Origin of the sequence: Rhodococcus sp. KRD197 (genome assembly GCF_017168235.1) — a bacterium.
GTDB lineage: Bacteria > Actinomycetota > Actinomycetes > Mycobacteriales > Mycobacteriaceae > Rhodococcoides.
Map to the genome: position 1 here is coordinate 19,285 of NZ_JABFAO010000065.1, position 16,879 is coordinate 36,163.

Sequence of the window (16,879 nt, forward strand, 5' to 3'; positions counted from 1 at the left end):
GTGCCGTGAGCGTGCGGTCGAACGTCCTGTGGATGATCGAGGATCTCGAGCCGTTCCCGGACGCCCCGGCGGTCGGAGATATGTGTTCACCGACCACTTATTGGGCGGCACCAGCCGATGTCGGGCTGTCGTCCGAACTCTCGTGCGATGTCAGTGTCGAGGTAGAGGAGGTGGTCACCGATCTTGGAGTGGAACGCGTGGCACACCTCGCGCACGGCTTCACCACGGTACTTCCGGCACACATCCAGGGGAACGGACGCGTCACGTTGAACGGATGCCTCGTCTGGAATCGGTACCTCTGGATGGACTACCGCACTCGCCCGTCGGGGCGAGCCACAGTCATCTCTCGTCATCCAGTGACGCAGCGAGCAACACAGGCGCCGACGAGTCATCCAGGTTGGTACAGCGTCACCTACGAAGGGCCGAAAGTGCTTCAGCCCGTGGGGTACATCCCGCCGGGGCACCACGTGGTGTCGTATGCGCTGTCGGTGGAATTGGTGTCGACGGGCTGATCTCGATCAGGGGCCGAGTCGCCTGACACCCCACATGCCGACGAGCGAGGCGGTCCCGCCCAGGAGAAGCATCAGACCGGTTTCGGTGACTTGGAAGCGCCAGTAGTCGTCCTCGGTGTGGAAGGCGATCTCGTACCTGTCGACACCCTGATTTCGTAGGCACGTGTCGTATGTCGCGTACGCCGCTTCCTGTTGAATCTGTCTTCTCTCGGTGTACTCATCGTCGGTCTCGTCGGGACGCCTGGCACGGTCGTCTGATTCAGCCACAGTGGCGCAACGGGATTCGTCGGGGATGATCCTTGCGCCATCCCTGTCGACGTAGCCGGCCGCGACAACCCACGTCCCATCGGTGGTGAAGTACGGATTCGGTGCGTATTCCGTTGCGCGAGCGTAGCCGCTGATCGGCTCGACTTCGATCTGCGGGTCTCCGTAGTCCTCCCGCACAATCAAGGTCAAGGCGACCGGAACGAACAAGAACACGACGACGGTGGTCACCATCGCGCCGACCGTCGATCGGAGGAAGATCGCGGCGGTACCCCCGACCAGCATTGCGAGCAGGGTGTACCCACCGATGGCTATGCCAGTCGTCTCGAAGTACGGGAAGTCGTAGAGCGAAATCGCGATACCCGTCATCGCGCCGTCTTCGGCGAACGCGCGAGCATTGCCACCCGCGGTCGCAGCCCACCGCAGGCTCAGACCGAGACATACCATCGCGGCAGTGATAGGCACGAAGACTACGACTACCCGGGCGAAATACCAGTGCAGGCGGCTGACGGACTGCGTCATCCCCAGCACGTGCGTCCGCTGCTCGATATCGCGGGAGAACGCAGTAACACCGACGAACAAACCCAGCGCCAGCGGCAGGAGGAGAGCGAACAGCGTCGTCAACGTCAGGGCCGTCTCGGGTCGGCACCGGCCGACATCATTCCAACGTGAACAAATCTGTCCGAAAGTCCACGTCGAATCGTTCTGTTCGACAACGACTGCGGCAGCCACGGTCACCGCAGTGAGAAGGACTATGAGCGTCAGAGTTGCTATCAGGCTCCGGCGGTTCTGGCGCCAGACTGCCCACATCACGGCTGCAACCGCCTCGTCAGTCGGGCAGAGGCGCCGGCGAGAAGCGCTGCCAGCAGCAGGCACAGCGCAGCCTCTGTGAGTTGGAAGCGCCAGAACAGGCTGTCGGGGTGGTAGCGGTTCTCGAAGTGATCGATGCCCAGGCCGCGGAGGCAGTCGATCCGTTCGGCCGCTACGCCTCGGTCGTAAGCGGATATGCGGGCATCGAATTCGGCGGTGGTCTCGTCGGGGCGGGCCTCCGGCCAATTGTCGTGATTCGGCGGGCAGGTGTCCCAGGCGACGGTGACGGGATCGCCGTTCAGATCGATGTAGTCGGATCCGATGAGCCAACGCTGCGACAGTACGTCTGGGTTGGAGGAGTACGTAGCGGAATCGCTTCCGTAGAAGTTGTCCGCCAACTCGATCTTCTCGATTTCGGGCGACGCATAGTGCTCGCGGATGGCCGTCGGTAACACCAGCAGTACAGCGGCCATGGTTACGAGCGTCAGAATCATTGCGCCAATTGTGTTACGGAGCAATAGTGCTAGTGCGCTGCCGACGGCAAGGCTCAGCGCGGTGTACGCCGCAGGCGCAATGCCTGCCGCGCCGAACAGTGGGAATGAAAGGCGTGAATCGAAGTACCCGACAAAGGCATAGGCGCCCGAGAACGAGCGGAACCGCACCCAGTAGGACACCAGACCGAGGACTCCCATGGCGAGGACAATGGGAGCGAACACGACGAGAATGCGGGTCCAGTACCATCGCCGACGGCTGACTGCCTGAGTCAGACCGAGTACATGGCTGCGGCGTTCGATGTCCCGGGAAAATACGGTGACGCCGACGAATACGCCCAGCAGAACCGGTAGCGCGATCGTCGCGAGAGATGCTGCCGTGAGCGCTGTTTCCGCCACGCACGCGGGGGTGGAGTATCCGAAACAGTAGAAGAATACGGTTCCGAAGGAGCGAACTCCGTCGAGCACCAGCGTCGTGGCCATCATGACTGCGGAGATCAGCAGAGGCGTCAAAATGCCTGTGAGGATCGTGCCGCGGAATTGGCGCCAGGTCACCCAGATCATGCCGCGCTCCGATCACTGAGATACGCCAATACGACGTCGTCGAGAGTCGCGTTGTCGACCTGCCAGCCTCGCGCCGGCGCCGGCCGGTTTCCGCGGACGACGAATGACTTTCCGCCCGAACCGATGGCACCGGAGACGACGCTGCCGTCGCCGACCGCTTGTGATGGATTACCGTCGCCGATCAGGACGTAGTGCTCGGAAATGATGTCGTCGAGCGCACCCGATAGCTGAATGCGACCTCTACGCAGCAACATCAACGTGTCTGCGATATCGGCCAACTCCGAGAGCACGTGAGAGGACATCACGATCGTGGTGCCGTGTTCGGCGGCGTCGCGCATCAGTGTCTGCGCGACTTCGCGTCGCGCGACGGGGTCGAGATCGGCGAGTGGTTCGTCGAGCAGAAGCACCTCGGGGCGTCTACCGAGCGCAAGGGCCAGGGCGACGCGAGTGCGGTGGCCCGGCGACAGCGACTTGACCCGAGCGGATGTGGAGACGCCGGCCGCGTCGACGAGCTCGGAGGCATAGGCGTCGTCCCAGTGGTCGTTGGTGCTGCGTCCGAAGCGGAGCATTTCCCCGACTGTGAAGCGCGGGTACAGCGGTTTGTGTTGTGCCAGGTACGACAACCCCGACGCGATGCCGCGTTGGCCGACCTGATTTCCCAGCACCGAAATCTGTCCGGTGTCAGGGGAAAGCAACCCGACGACGAGCGACATCAGCGTCGACTTGCCTGCGCCGTTGGATCCGACAAGAGCTGTGACGCTGCCTCGTTCGATGTCGAAGGTGCAACTTTCGAGAACCTTGTTGCGTCGGAATGATTTTCCGACGTCTGTCATGGACAGGACGGTGTCGGTCATCGTTCGATATCTCCTGTGTCGTGGTATCGAGCGTCCAGCGCGGAGGCGATGAGTGCCTCGAGGTCGGACCTGTCCAAACCGGCCGCGATGCCGTGTGCAACCCAGCGATCCAGTTCGTTTGTCAGTGCGGTCTTTTCGGCCATTCCAGGCTTCGCCAGGGAGGCGATAACGAAAGTTCCAAGACCTGGCCGGGGTTCGACCAGGCCATCGCGCTCGAGTTCGCGGTAAGCCTTGAGCACGGTGTTCGGGTTGATGGCCAGCGCGCCGACTACATCCTTGGCGGTCGGCAGTTGATCGCCGACCACAAGGTCACCGATGCGCAGTGCCTGCTTGGTCTGCAGCACCAATTGCACGTACGCAGGGATGCCGGAATGCCGGTCGATCCGATACGCGATCATGGTCAACTCATTCCACTAGTGTGTTAGTGGAATGAGTAAAGCACATTGTTTGGTTCGGTGGAAGCGTGACCTCGGGCCAGCCGTTCTGCATCACAACAGCGGTGTGGTCCGAACGAACTACTGCGTTGCGACGATGCCGGCAAGGATGAGGTCGATACCGGCAAGAAACTGCTCGCGGTCGTCGTGTTCGGGTAGATGTCGCGCCATGCGATTCGTGAACGGGTACTCGTCTGGGTCGAGTTGTTTCCATCGATCTGCGATGGTGGTAAGCGAAGCTGTGCGGTCGCTCTCGCGCGTCAGAATCCTTGCAACGGTGGCATACTGAACGGCCAGGCCCATGATGAAGCTGACGAGCGCGGTGGCGGCGTCGAATTGTCGAGTTTCGGGTACTCCGAGCGCTTCGAGCTGTCCGCCCATTCCCTCGAGGATTCGAGTGATGGCGGGCTGCCAGGGTTCGAGCGAGAGTTGTCCGCCGATCCACGGGTGGGCATTCATTGCATCGAAAATCCCAAGCGCGACATCTCGAACGGCGTCGCGTGGGGACTTGTCGCCGATGTCCACGGACGTCGCGCGTGCAACGACGTCGTCCGCTGCTGCTGAGAGTAATTCACTCTTGTTTGCGACGTGCCAGTAGATTGCCCCGCTGCCGGTCGCCAACCTGGCCGCGAGCGCACGAAACGTCAGTCCGCTTTCGCCGTCGGAATCGAGGATGTCGATCGCCTCCGCAACGATCCGCTCCTTCGACAGCGATCCGTCCCGTCGTTGGGGTCCCTCTGGTCGGGAAGTCATGCGTTCATCTTGACAGATCTGGAACACCGTTCCAAGATTGAACGGATGGAACGGTGTTCCATCTACTGGAGAGGTGTTTCGAATGACAAACTCAAACTCAATAGCAATTGTGGGCGCGGGCCTCGGTGGTCTTGTGCTCGCACGCGTCTTGCACGTTCACGGCATTTCGGCGACGGTGTACGAGGCGGAACAGGCGCCGATGTCCCGCGGGCAGGGTGGTCAGCTCGACATCCATGAGGAAGACGGGCAAGTTGCCCTGGAAGCTGCAGGTCTGACAGCCGAGTTCCGGGCTATCGTCCACGAGGGCGGTGAGGCCACGCGGGTGGTGGACCGCAACGGAACGGTACTGATGGATTTGCCGGACGACGGCACCGGTACACGGCCCGAGGTGCTCAGGGGCGCTCTGCGTCAGATGCTGATCGGTTCACTGCCCGACGATACGGTTCGTTGGGGCATGAAGCTCATTGCCGTCGATGCGCTCGGTGACGGAGCGCATCGACTGACGTTCGCCGACGGGTCCACCGCCGACACCACGTTGGTCGTGGGAGCGGACGGCGCCTGGTCGAAGGTGCGAGCGTTGGTCAGTGACGCGCAGCCCGAGTACACGGGTTTGTCGTACGTCGAGACGTATCTTTATGACGTCGACAACAAGCATGCTGACACAGCGGTGCTGGCAGGTGCTGGATCCATGTTCGCCCTGTCGCCGGGGAGGTCCATATCGACTCACCGCGAGGCGAACGGCATCATGCACGCGTATGCATCGCTTCGGAAGCCCGAAAACTGGTTCTACGAAGTGGACTTCGCGGACGCAGACTCCTTCGCACTTGTCACCGCCGAATACGACGGCTGGGCATCCGAAATCACAGCGTTGCTCACCGACACCGACACCACCCCGGTGCTGCGTCCCATCTACGCGCTCCCTGCGGACCATCGATGGGCCCGCGTTCCGGGCGTCACTCTGGTCGGCGATGCCGCTCACCTCATGCCGCCGGTAGGCGATGGCGCCAACCTGGCGATGTTCGACGGTGCCCAACTCGCGAAAGCGATTGTTGCGCAAACCGGAGATGTCGAGGCTGCGTTGGCGGACTTCGAGAACGCGATGTTCGAGCGCAGCAGCGCTGTGGCGGTCGACGCACAGCAGATGCAGGACATGCTCCTCGGCGAAAACACACCGCACAGTCTCGTCGAATTCTTCGCGGGACACGGAGGTTAGATTGCCGGCGCCTCGATGACGCCCCATCGTGAAGGCGGTAGGACGACGAATCGAGCCTTTCCGACTATGTAGGACACTGGCACCGTGCCTGTGTATTCGTCGTCGACGTGGGCCCGCGAATCGGCAGAATGATTGCGGTTGTCACCCATTACCCAGACGTTGCCGTCGGGAACCGTGATGGGGCCGAAGCAGCGGCGGGATGCGGGCACGGTAGCGCAGTCGAGTGCGCCGGAGACGAACGGAAAGTCCATGTCGATAATCGGCTCGTCGAGTGTGTTTCCGTCGACCTGCACCTGCCCCTGATCGTCACAGCACTGCACTGTTTGCTCACCCGTCGCTATCACGCGTTTGACGAGGTTGTTCTCGTCCGGCGGCACAACTCCTACAAACGCCCCGACGGACTCCAGTCCCCGAATCGCCGAGTTGTCCGAACGCGCCGATGTGTATCCGACGTTCCATGACGAGGTGGGAGCGCGGAACACAACGACATCTCCCGGCCGCGGGTCGGTGAAACGATAGCTGACCTTGTCGACGAGAATCCGATCCCCCGTGCACCCGTCGCAGCCGTGGAGCGTCGGTTCCATGGACTCCGACGGGATCAAGTAGATGCGTCCCGCGAACGTCTGCAGCAGAAAGCTCAGAGTCAGAGCAACCACAACGAGTACTGCAAGTTCTCGAAGCCATGACCTGGACTGGGTCGCGCTGGCACCGTCGCTCGAGTCGTCCATTCCTGCCAGCTTAACCGTCGGCAACGAAGTCGTACTTCGGCGTTATGGTCGTGGCATGACCCTGTTCGGCATCGACGTCAGCAATCACCAGGGGAACTTCGACTTTGCTGCTGCTCGACGCGAGGGATTCTCGTTTGCCACTCACAAGATCTCGGAGGGCAACGGCTACAGAGACCCGTACTGGCCGAGAGCGCGCGGTGAGATGGAACGACACTTCGCCGGACGCTGGGGCGGGTACGTTTACTGCCGAACCAACACCGATCCGGCCAGTGAAGCCCGCGTTCTTCGCGAGCATGCAGGCTCCGCGGACTTTCCACTGCAGGTCGACTACGAGGACACCGTCAACGGCGGCTCGGTGGACGATCTGCTGCGCAGAATCGACGCGTATCGAGCCGTCGGTTTTGAGCGCTTCCTCCCCGTGTATCTGCCTCGCTGGTTCTGGGAAAGTCGAATGGGCCGCGCTCCGCTCGATCGTCTCCCCATGGGGATCTGGAACAGCGACTATGTCAGCGGCAGTGACTACGCGTCCCGGTTGTACCCGGGTGATGACTGGGCGCCGTTGCGCGGGAGCGGAGGGGGGCGCGGAGGATGGGCCGACATGGGCGGTCGACCAGTGGAGATTCTGCAGTTTTCGGAGTCCGGTGTTGTTGCCGGACAGTTGATCGACGTCAACGCATTCCGCGGCAACGACCGCAAACTTGCTGCATTGTTCGGAGATGAGTACCCCGAGGAGCGATTCGATATGGCAGACGAAGCAGCAGCCATCGCAGGGCAACTGTTCGGCCCCGAAGGTAGGGGGCTCGAGATCCTCGGACGGGCCGTCGAGACCGACCCGAGCCGCAATCGATTCCTCGCCGAGGCGGTTTCGGTCATCCTCGCTCAGCTCGGTGGCGGACCCAATTTCGAAGGGTGGGAACAGCTCGGCGACGGCCCCACCAGTGACGTGCCCACACGCACCCTCGTCGACGGCATCGCGCACATCAAGCGGCAGAACGAGGAGATACTCGAACTTCTGCGGCGGAGCTCGGAGGACTAGCGCGGTGTCGCTACTGCTTTGGCTGGACAAGCTGAACCAGCGCTACCCGTGGAGTCACAACGACTTCTACGGACCATGGGTCGCGAACAAGGTCGCTGAATCGAACGCGCGGACTGTGCTGGACATCGGCTGCGGGACCGGCAATCTTGTCGACCTCATGAGACACCGAGTTGATCGCGTGATCGGCATCGAGCCCGACGCGCACTGTGCGCGCTACGCCGCTCATCGCTTTGCACAAGATGAAGCAGTGACCATCCAGCAGCGTAGCTTCGATCAAGTGAACGGAAACCTCAGGGCAGACGCCGTCGTTCTTGTCGCCGTTCTACATCACCTACCGTTGACGTCGGCGCTGGCGCGACTCCGTGAGCTGACCAACCCCGGTGGTCGAGTCGTGGTCATCGGTTGCTACCGGCAAGCCGGTCCGGTCGATGCAGCCTTCGGCCTGATCTCTGTGGTCTCGAACCCCATCCTCGGGTTCATCAAGAATCACCGCAGGGCGGGAACTTTGCCGTCCGACGTATCAGCACCCACGCTCGAGCCGCGCGAGAGCTTGTCAGAGACAATGGGCGAGGTGCAACGGATACTCCCCGGTGCCCGCATCCGGCGTCGCCTGTTCTGGCGATACTGTCTCGTCTACGACGTACCGAAGTAGCAATTCTCGTGGATCTCCATCGCACTCCGCGTCACCCTGCCGACATGACGCGTCCGGTTGTAGAGGAGATGTGACTGGGGATGTCGCCGTGCTTGTCGCCGGTGTTCACGGTGTCCGACGGTTCGAACAGCAGAACGTGCGCGCCGGAAATCGATGATGGCTTGTGCTCGGTCCCTCGCGGAACGGTGAACACCGAACCTTCGGTGAGGTTCACGACGCGTTCGCGACCGTCGTCGTCCCGCAGCGCGATGTCGACGTCGCCGCTGATCACATGAAAGAACTCGTCGGTGTCGACGTGGCGATGCCAGACGAACTCGCCGCGAATCTTGACGATGCGGACGTCGTAGTCGTTGACGCGCGTGACTATGTGCGGGCTCCATTCGGTATCGAACGAAGCAAAAGCGCGGTGTAGATCGACCGGGTTCGAAGTCATGGCTACTATCCTCGTGCCAGCCGCGCCCGTGCCGTGAGTGCTATAAATTGCATGTGTCGAAAGAAACCTCTCAGGCTGGCGGCGGGAATGGCCTCCACCGAGTGGTGGTGATCGTCGACGACAACTCCAACCCATTCGAACTGGGCTGCGCTACCGAGGTGTTCGGAATCGACCGACCTGAACTCGGAGGGAGGCTGTACGACTTTCGGCTGTGCGCGCCGGAGACGCACACCAGGATGCGCGAAGGATTCTTCACGCTCTCCGGCGTCGAGGATCTCACCGCAGTGGAGGAAGCCGACACTGTGATCGTTCCGAACCGACCGGACACCGATGTGCCACGTCGTGAGGAATTGCTTGCCGCCGTTCGGCGGGCCCATGAACGTGGCGCCAGGCTCATCGGATTCTGCAGCGGTGCATTCACACTCGCAGAAGCAGGGGTGCTCGAGGGCCGACGAGCAACTGCGCACTGGCAGTGGGCGGCTGCATTCCGGCATCGTTTTCCGACGGTCGTGTTCGAGGAAGCCGTGTTGTTCGTCGACGACGGCGACATCCTCACCGCTGCAGGCAGCGCAGCTGCGCTCGACCTGGGCTTGCATGTGGTGCGACGTGATCACGGCACAGAGGTTGCCAACTCCGTGAGCCGACGCTTGGTTTTCAACGCCAACCGCGACGGTGGTCAGAAGCAATTCATCGAACAAGCCGTTCCTGTGACCGCCGACGAGTCGCTGGCATCGACCACGAACTGGGCCATCGAGAATCTGTGTGAAGTGATCACCGTCGCCGATCTTGCACGGCGCGCACACGTCAGCACCGCAACACTGCATCGACGGTTTCTTGCCCAGCTCAATACGACGCCGCACTCCTGGCTCAATCGCGAGCGAGTACGGTTGGCCTGCAGTCTTATCGAGCGAGGAGATATGGATCTGAACGCTGTGGCCAGCGCCGCCGGATTGGGAACCACCGCGACACTGAGAACTTTGATGCGACGCGAAACCGGGCTCACACCGTCGGCGTATCGCCAACGATTCGGAGTAGGAAGCAGAGACCTCGAGAGTGGTGTCCGCTGAATTCCGATCGGCTCGACGCCGTTGAACGAGCGAATCCGGATCACACCTCGTACAGTCTCCAGTCGGGCTGATCTGCACCGTCATTGGGCGCTTCGAATACGAACGAGAATTCCAGAGCACCGTTGTCGTAAATGCTGGGGTAGCGGCGGTTGATTGCGTCCGATTCGCCGCGTCCACTGTTGGGAACGGTCAATAGGTACTGCACGCCCGCGGCGGCTGGATCATTGAGGATCGTCGTGAAATCCTGATCCGAGGGAACGATGAACTGGTCGGGTCGCGAGGATGCCGCGACGACGGCGAAGCCGTAGACGGTGTCGACGAGGATCGATCCCTCGGGCAGATTCTGAGAGTCGAGGTAGGCGGCCAGTTCTCGTTCCGTGGAGAACGAGTCGATGATGCGCCGCGCTGCCAAGGCGTCCGCGTCTGCAGAGGGGTTTTCGTCGAACAAGTACCGCAGTGCGTACTGCTGAGCGGACAGGCTCGGCTGCAGCATTGCCCACCCGGTCACCATCATGCCCACCACCGACAGCGCCACCAGCGCCGCACTGACACCGGTTTTTGCCGTCGCATGTTCGGACCGCGGGCGATGGAACTTGCCCGTGCGGCGGGTTTCGGGGTTGCCTTGCGGGGCGAATATCTGGACCACCACGATGGCGGCGAGGGGTATCGCGCAGATGTAGAAACGGAGGAACCCGAAGGTGGATCCGGTTATGTAGCTGAATGCCTGGAAGGCGAGCACACTACCGAACATGACCGGCGCGACCAGGAACTCCAGGTCGCGTCGACGGTGCGCGAGTACCGCTGCAACCGGTCCCGCGATCAGTAGCGTCGGGCCCAGCACCACGATGGCGGTGACCACAAACGCGGTGTTGCCGAGGAGTGTTCCCGTCGCCCCGCCGCCGGACTGTTCCAGGATGGCCGCGTTGCCGTAGTTGGACGACAGCTGCGCCAGAGCTTCCCCAGTGATCAACCAACTCGTGGCAGTCCACACAACGAAAGCGCTGAAGCCAGGTCCCGCCACGAGCACTGCGTCGAGCAGCGCGCGTCGCCGCATTGTCCGCCACTGCGCTCGCCCCTGCCTCATGACGGTCACGCCTGCTACCAGAAATGTTGTCGCGGCGATCGCGGCCACCGCGTCGTACCGCGTGAGATAGGCGAGCGCCAGCGCGATTCCTGCAAAAACGAGGTCATGAACGTCGTCTGTGTGCACCCAGCGGATAAGTCGGCGTGCTGCCCAGCACGCGAAGAACAGGAACGGCGCTTCGCTCATGCCGTTCGCACCGAAGAAGACGATCATCGGGTTCAGCGCGAAAACCGCTGCGATAATTGAACTGTACGGTTTCGTGAGCCCTCGGTCGCGGCAGATGCCGTAGATCATCACGGTGGCACCTGCCATGAACAACGCCGACACCGCGATCGCGGAGATATTCCAGCGCGTGATGGCCGGCAGCCACGACGAGAACGCAACCAATGGAAGCTGAGCCAGCGCGGTCAACGGTGTGAAGATATACCCGATTGCGGAAACATGCGGATCTCTGCTGAACAGTACGGCCTGCGCCGCCGAGGTACGGGCCAGTGCGTCACCGAGCAGATATCCGTAGCGCAAGCTCAACGTCAGTCCGACGCCCAGATAGACCGCCAGAGACGCCGCGAACACGGTCCAGGTTTCACGCCGGCTCATGATGCCGGCTCGTCGATCGTCTCTTTCGTGGAACCGGGAACGGACAGGCCGTGAAATGTCTTCTCCCAATAGGAGGGGTTGCGAATCAGCTGCCAGCAGCCCTTGATCGCAGCGACGCTCATCATCACCCAGTACAGCGGCATCGTCAGGCTCGGAACCAGTAGATAGGCGTTGTCGCTCTCCCGGCTGGCGATCAAGTACATGTAGATCGTGGCGATGTTGCCGAAGATCAGTGACACCAGCGACAAGTAGTAGATGTAGGGCGGAAACAGAGCTGCTATCAAGTCCGGCTGCCCGAGAATCCATGCCGCGGTGGTGAACCAGAAGATCATGTTGATGCAGGCTGTGATCGGTGTTCCTGCCAGCAGCAGAGTGAATCTGTACGTTCCGACCGGTCCGAGGGCGCGGAACGTCTCGCGCGGTCGACGCATGTGCACCAGCCATGTCTGCAGGTAGCCCTTGTACCAGCGGGATCGTTGGCGCACCCAGTTGATCGGGTCGCTGTTCGCTTCCTCGAGCGTCGTAGAATCCAACACCGCCGTGGAGTAGCCGGATGCGGCGATCCGCACACCGAGATCAGCATCCTCGGTGACATTGAAGCCGTCCCACGCTCCAACTTCCTCGATCACGTCTCGGCGCAGATGATTCGACGTTCCGCCGAGTGGGATCGGTGAGGCGCTTCTCATCAATCCGGGCAGCAGATAGCCAAACCACAACGCGTAGTCGGCGGTGAACCAGCCGGTCAACAGGTTCTGAGAACCGTTGTGAAATGCCAGCTTTGCTTGAATGCATGCCACGGTCTCGGGCAGCGACGCGAAGGCAGCGACCACCCGCCGCAGCTGCAGCCTCTCAGGGAGGTCCTCCGCGTCGAAGATGGTCACGATCGATCCAGTGGCGAAATGGAGACCGTAGTTGCACGCCTTGGGCTTGGTACGAGGATCGCCTGCCGGTACCAGGACGATGTCGACGACGTCTCCGACGCCGCTGTTTTTCGCCGCCTCGATGGTGACGTCGTCGTCTTCCTCCAGTAGCAAGAGAACCTGAAGTTTGTCGGCCGGGTAGTCGAGGCTGGTCATCGCAGCGATGAGGTCGCCGACTACCTCGGGTTCGTTGTAGGCCGGAACGAGAATCGTGTAATAGGGCAGGTCTCGGTCGGGCACGGCACGCGCCTGTTCGTCGGTCACAGTGACGATGGCCGACGCGTCGAGCCCACGCGAGAAGATCAACAGTCTGTCGATCATCATGGCCGTGTACCCGAGGATGCAGATCACGGTCAAGGTGATGAGAGTGGGAAGCGGAGCCAGTACGGCGCTGATGGCGATCAGTGCGGCGACGGTCAATGCCGTGTACTTCTGCCACGGAACAAACGCCACTGCGGCCGAGGCCAGCGGATGTCGGCGCGCGAGGCCGTTGACAGCATCGTCCAACGCGGCGGCCCGAAACTCCTCGGACTCCTCGCCGACGCGTGGTCCACTCACTGCTCGCCCTCCGGGTTGGCGAGCCATTGAGCCCGGACGAGCGAGGCGCCGAACGACGTCAGAAGATCGAAGTCCTTGTATTCAGGGTTCGTATCCGTGGTGATCGCATTTCCGCGCAGAAAGGTCGAGATGCTGGTGCCAAGATTCGACGTCATCGACGGTCTTGGCTGAGGGAACTCGGCGTCGTCCTCGTGATTGTCGACGCTGATGATCGTCACCCGTTGCGTGACGGCACCTCGCACCCACGTGAAGACGAGTTTGGTCCAACTCAGAAGCAATGCCTCGCTGACAGAGGTGTAGAGCTGGCCGGTGACGTCGTGACCCAGCGCGACATGGACTTTCGGACTCGTGCGGGTTCCGGACAACTGGTACAGCGTGCTCTCGGGGTATACCGCCAGGCTTGCGCGATTGGTCGTCGACAGCACATCGACGACCACTGTTCTTGGCCGGGAATGGGTGTCCCACGCGGGATTTCCCTCGTCGGCACGCATGCGTTCGCGTACGAGAGTCGAACTCTGGCCGAAGAAGGCACGCACCCAGTCGAATTCCTCGATATCGGTTCGGGTCCAGCCGGTCGGTGCAGCCAGCGGAACAGAGGTCGATCCGGGCGGGCCGACTGTATTCGACACCGTCACCGTAGGGGGAAGTGGGATCACGTACAGAACGACCGCCGCCGCGAGCACGACCGCATAGGAGCTCGGCGACCACTTCGCTGTCGACGGCGCAAGTCGTCGCCGAGGACGTTCACCGAGTACACCGCGTCGAGCGGCGACATAGAATGCGCTACCGGTGGCGACGGCGGCGCCTACCGTCGGGATGATCTGCAACCAGACGATGTCGATTGTGGGCCAGTACCTCAAGACGACGATCAACAGTGCAAGTCCGGTGAAGGTCGTGCACAGGAAGCCGAGCCAACCGCGCCTAGGGGTGCGCCCCACTGCTATGGCACCGGCGAGTCCTGCCAGCAGCACCAAGACCGACCCGTAGGCAAAGCGACCGCCGCCGAGGCCGATGGCAATCAGCCGATACATGAAGGGGCTCAACGTCAATAACAGTAGCCATACGGACCAGAACCTGCCCACTGGCCGAAGCCCGAACAACAGGATCGATCCACCGAAGAAGAACACCAGTGCCGACAACACATCGAGATGGGCGAGTGCATACTGGTCGGCGTAGCGCGGCATCCACAGGGCCTTGACTGCCACTGCCACGATCAACGCCAACCCGCCGACGATGTTGTCGGTCTGACGATCATGGATCGGGAGCTCTCCATAGCGGCGACGCGCAACACCCTGTGCGGCGACTGCGGCCAGCAGCGGCAGCACGAAGACGTAGGCGGTGATAGCGCCGTCCGCAGCTTCGCGAGCAAGTCGAAGCCAGGTGGGCAGAAACGCCAGCACCGTGCACCCGAGTAGGACGCTCCAGCGGATGACGATTACTGCGGCGGGACGGTTCCACCACTGCGGAACCGGCCCGTGATCGGCAATCGTTTCAGCGCTCGTGGCCGCGGTCATGGTGCCTGTGTGTCACCGCGACGGTGACCGCCTCGATTCGATCGCAGCCTCCAGCGCAGTGCGGCCGCGGCGGCAACCAATACAACGAGTGCGCCGATCCCGAGTGCGATCAGCCCGCCGCGACCCATTCCGTTGTCCTCGGTGTCCGTCGCTGTACTCGTCTCCGAGCTCGCAAGTTCGTTGCTGGACAGAGAAACCGGTTCGATCTCCGGTGCAGAGAACAAGATGTCGCCGGAGAGTTCGAACCATCGCGTCGGGTCCGAGTCCAGCCAGGCCAACAGCCTGTCGACCTCCGCGGGTGCGCCAGCCGACGAGGCGACCATGAGCGCCGCATCGTTCCGTGCCGCGACCTGCAGGGCGGCGTAGGGCAGCTGCGTGTCGACAGATAGCTCGGCGCTGTTCTCGGTTCCGGTGACCGTGAAGGTTTCGCCGTCGGCGGACGAGAGCGGCAGCGTGATCGAATCGGGCAGGTCTCCGCCGGGCGCAATGATCAGGGTGGGATCCGAACTGTCGAGTGCGTCGTCGATCGATACTGCGTTCGGCAGAAGAGGCCTGGTGGACAGGCGCTGCAACCCGTTCAGGATCGACACCGCGCGAACGGTATCGGCGAACGTGTAATCGCTCAGCGCGACGTTGAAGCGTGGCATCAAAGACTGTGGCATGGAACCGAATCCGAGGGTCGTCGTCGGCGACGCCTTCGTGGACCGTACCGACGTCGAACCGTCGATAGTGACCTTGGCACCGACCAGGGCTCCGCATTCCAGCGCTCCGTTGACGGGGTGAGTGACTGTGACGTCGACGGTAGTGACGCGGCCCAAGGAGGAATCTGGGATGTCGATCCAGCGATCGATGCGTCCCATGTCGTCGGCAGCCCAATCGGCGACCGTCGTACCCCCGATAGAAGCAGTCACTGATCCAGGGCCCGGGTTGTAACTACCGATCAGATGGACGGAAAGCCCGGACGTCGAACGTCCGAGACGGGTTTGATCCAGCGCGATCGATGCGGTGGCCGAGCCACTGCCGATGCCGGTCACCGTTCCGATGGCGAGATCGTCGAGCGTGGTGACGTCCGGCGCCAGGATCGGGGAGGGAGCCGAGGCGCCCGCCAGAGCGGAGGTGGTCACCGCGAGCTGCGAAATGGCACTGGTGATGAGTCGTGTTTGATCGATCAGCCTCGTTCCGGACCCCGTGACGAACAACCGCGGTGGCGACTGATCGTCCGGGTAGATCAACTCGGCACCGGGATCGGTGTTCGACGCCAGCACAACGGACCGGTCGAATGGGCCGTCCACGTCGGCTCCCTGCAACTCGTTCGCCGGACGAACCACGACGCGTACTGGTTGTGCGCCGTAGTACGAGACGACGGACGTGGTGAACGACATTGCCGCCGTGATGACGTCGCGGTCGGGTTCGCTCGGCACGAACACTGTCAGCTGACGAAGCAGCGGGGGCAGGAACTCGGAGATGGTTCGCGGAACGGAGGGTGTGCCGTTGTATGTGACGACGGCATCGAACAGACGTACTGGATTGGCATCGAAGTCGGGACAGTAGAGGTCGTCCGAAATCAGAGTCGACCACAAGTCGACGGTGACGGCACCGTCCACGATGGGTGCTCCGAAGAGGGGTATCGATACCGGCATGGTCGGCGCAGTGTTGTCGAGGAGTATGCGGGAGAGCGGCCTGCCAGCAGCTTCGATGTCGATCCAACCGCGACTCAGCCAGGCCGGGACGGTCGCGATCGCCGTCAGTTCCGCAGGAGTGGTGCCTTCGGGTACTGGCATCGTCAACTGCGTGAGTGATCCGAGGGCGCTCAGTTCGATTGTGCTGCCGAGGCCGAGTTGGTCGAGGCCGAATGTCGCTTCAGCGGACGGTGATATCTCGACGTCCTGATCCTGGGCCATTGCAGGAGCCGACTGTGCCAGCACTGTCGCCATCAGGGCAGAGACCGCGATTGTTCGGACGAAGCCACGAGAGCGAACGCGAGTGAATGGCGACATAGGAGAATAGACCCGGCCTTCGAAGCGGAGATGGTTCCTGGTGTCGATCGATTATGTCCCATGTTCCGGCCCGGCCGTGACTCCCTGGACGATGAATTTGGTTCAGATGCACCGGATTCGACGTCGTTGCCGTTGTTGTCGGTTGAAACGAGTGGCAAAGAAACGTGAACGCCCCGCAAGCGCACGATTTTGCGTGCTCACGGTCTGTTTCCCGCTGATGTGCAGGGCTTTTCGGAACCGTCGATCGAACGGCAAGGTCCCGCATGCCCAGCTAGGAGACTGCTGAACAATCCGATGGCCGATCCACGTCGCGTCGACCCGCGTTTAGGTGTTTGACCTGCGATAATGTTGGTATGCAGGGAAATTCGGAGTCGCAGGGCGACCTGTGGGACGTCTCA

At 62.0% G+C, this 16,879-nt stretch carries 16 protein-coding genes; 5 read left to right on the forward strand and 11 right to left on the reverse strand.

Annotation, left to right across the window (positions count from 1 at the left end; genetic code table 11):
- Nucleotides 1–5: 5 nt before the first annotated feature.
- A complete protein-coding gene (locus J1M86_RS24285) occupies nt 6–512 on the forward strand; it encodes a hypothetical protein (RefSeq protein WP_307786735.1) in 507 nt (168 codons plus the stop codon).
- 6 nt (nt 513–518) lie between these two features.
- Here J1M86_RS24285 and J1M86_RS24290 read toward each other — a convergent pair whose 3' ends face one another.
- The 5 genes from J1M86_RS24290 to J1M86_RS24310 form a co-directional block, all read right to left on the reverse strand.
- Nucleotides 519–1,589, reverse strand: a complete 1,071-nt coding sequence (locus J1M86_RS24290) for a hypothetical protein (protein WP_206511687.1) — start codon at nt 1,587–1,589, stop codon at nt 519–521.
- Nucleotides 1,586–2,641, reverse strand: a complete 1,056-nt coding sequence (locus J1M86_RS24295; RefSeq protein ID WP_206511688.1) for an ABC transporter permease — start codon at nt 2,639–2,641, stop codon at nt 1,586–1,588. The genes J1M86_RS24290 and J1M86_RS24295 overlap by 4 nt, the downstream gene beginning before the upstream one ends.
- Nucleotides 2,638–3,495 (reverse strand): ABC transporter ATP-binding protein, encoded by an 858-nt coding sequence (locus tag J1M86_RS24300; protein ID WP_206511689.1) that lies wholly within the window; start codon nt 3,493–3,495, stop codon nt 2,638–2,640. The genes J1M86_RS24295 and J1M86_RS24300 overlap by 4 nt, the downstream gene beginning before the upstream one ends.
- The gene (locus J1M86_RS24305; RefSeq protein ID WP_075838105.1) at nt 3,492–3,893 is read right to left on the reverse strand and encodes a GntR family transcriptional regulator; all 402 of its coding nucleotides are present in this window, start codon (nt 3,891–3,893) and stop codon (nt 3,492–3,494) included. The genes J1M86_RS24300 and J1M86_RS24305 overlap by 4 nt, the downstream gene beginning before the upstream one ends.
- A gap of 117 nt (nt 3,894–4,010) precedes the next feature.
- Nucleotides 4,011–4,682, reverse strand: a complete 672-nt coding sequence (locus tag J1M86_RS24310; RefSeq protein WP_206511691.1) for a TetR/AcrR family transcriptional regulator — start codon at nt 4,680–4,682, stop codon at nt 4,011–4,013.
- Nucleotides 4,683–4,764: 82 nt separating this feature from the next.
- On the opposite strand from J1M86_RS24310, the gene J1M86_RS24315 reads away from it, so the two are divergent.
- Nucleotides 4,765–5,895 (forward strand): NAD(P)/FAD-dependent oxidoreductase, encoded by a 1,131-nt coding sequence (locus J1M86_RS24315; protein WP_206511693.1) that lies wholly within the window; start codon nt 4,765–4,767, stop codon nt 5,893–5,895.
- On the opposite strand, the gene lepB is transcribed toward J1M86_RS24315, so the two are convergent.
- Complete coding sequence (gene lepB / locus J1M86_RS24320) at nt 5,892–6,623, reverse strand: signal peptidase I (protein WP_206511695.1); 732 nt, start codon at nt 6,621–6,623, stop codon at nt 5,892–5,894. The two genes, J1M86_RS24315 and lepB, sit on opposite strands and share 4 nt — an antisense overlap.
- Nucleotides 6,624–6,678: 55 nt before the next feature.
- Between lepB and J1M86_RS24325 the strand changes: the two genes are divergently transcribed.
- Both J1M86_RS24325 and J1M86_RS24330 read left to right on the forward strand, forming a co-directional pair.
- Nucleotides 6,679–7,659 carry a glycoside hydrolase family 25 protein gene (locus tag J1M86_RS24325; protein WP_241260630.1) on the forward strand — a complete coding sequence of 327 codons (981 nt, stop codon included), beginning with the start codon at nt 6,679–6,681 and terminating at the stop codon, nt 7,657–7,659.
- Nucleotides 7,660–7,663: 4 nt separating this feature from the next.
- Nucleotides 7,664–8,311: a bifunctional 2-polyprenyl-6-hydroxyphenol methylase/3-demethylubiquinol 3-O-methyltransferase UbiG gene (locus J1M86_RS24330; RefSeq protein WP_206511696.1), complete on the forward strand. Its 648-nt coding sequence runs from the start codon at nt 7,664–7,666 to the stop codon at nt 8,309–8,311.
- A gap of 31 nt (nt 8,312–8,342) precedes the next feature.
- On the opposite strand, the gene J1M86_RS24335 is transcribed toward J1M86_RS24330, so the two are convergent.
- Nucleotides 8,343–8,744, reverse strand: coding sequence for a cupin domain-containing protein (locus tag J1M86_RS24335; RefSeq protein WP_206511697.1), 402 nt, complete (start codon nt 8,742–8,744; stop codon nt 8,343–8,345).
- A 107-nt stretch (nt 8,745–8,851) separates the two neighbouring features.
- Here J1M86_RS24335 and J1M86_RS24340 point away from each other — a divergent pair, with 107 nt between their 5' ends.
- Nucleotides 8,852–9,811: a helix-turn-helix domain-containing protein gene (locus J1M86_RS24340; protein ID WP_307786736.1), complete on the forward strand. Its 960-nt coding sequence runs from the start codon at nt 8,852–8,854 to the stop codon at nt 9,809–9,811.
- Nucleotides 9,812–9,851: 40 nt separating this feature from the next.
- Here J1M86_RS24340 and J1M86_RS24345 read toward each other — a convergent pair whose 3' ends face one another.
- Genes J1M86_RS24345 through J1M86_RS24360 form a run of 4 tightly spaced genes read right to left on the reverse strand, consistent with a single transcriptional unit; the run spans nt 9,852 to nt 16,418 of the window.
- Nucleotides 9,852–11,492, reverse strand: a complete 1,641-nt coding sequence (locus tag J1M86_RS24345; RefSeq protein ID WP_206511699.1) for a glycosyltransferase family 39 protein — start codon at nt 11,490–11,492, stop codon at nt 9,852–9,854.
- Nucleotides 11,489–12,970, reverse strand: a complete 1,482-nt coding sequence (locus J1M86_RS24350) for a glycosyltransferase (RefSeq protein ID WP_307786737.1) — start codon at nt 12,968–12,970, stop codon at nt 11,489–11,491. The genes J1M86_RS24345 and J1M86_RS24350 overlap by 4 nt, the downstream gene beginning before the upstream one ends.
- The gene (locus tag J1M86_RS24355; protein ID WP_206511702.1) at nt 12,967–14,484 is read right to left on the reverse strand and encodes a hypothetical protein; all 1,518 of its coding nucleotides are present in this window, start codon (nt 14,482–14,484) and stop codon (nt 12,967–12,969) included. Before J1M86_RS24355 ends, J1M86_RS24350 begins: the two co-directional genes overlap by 4 nt.
- Nucleotides 14,481–16,418, reverse strand: a complete 1,938-nt coding sequence (locus J1M86_RS24360) for a hypothetical protein (RefSeq protein ID WP_206511703.1) — start codon at nt 16,416–16,418, stop codon at nt 14,481–14,483. Before J1M86_RS24360 ends, J1M86_RS24355 begins: the two co-directional genes overlap by 4 nt.
- Nucleotides 16,419–16,879: the final 461 nt, after the last annotated feature.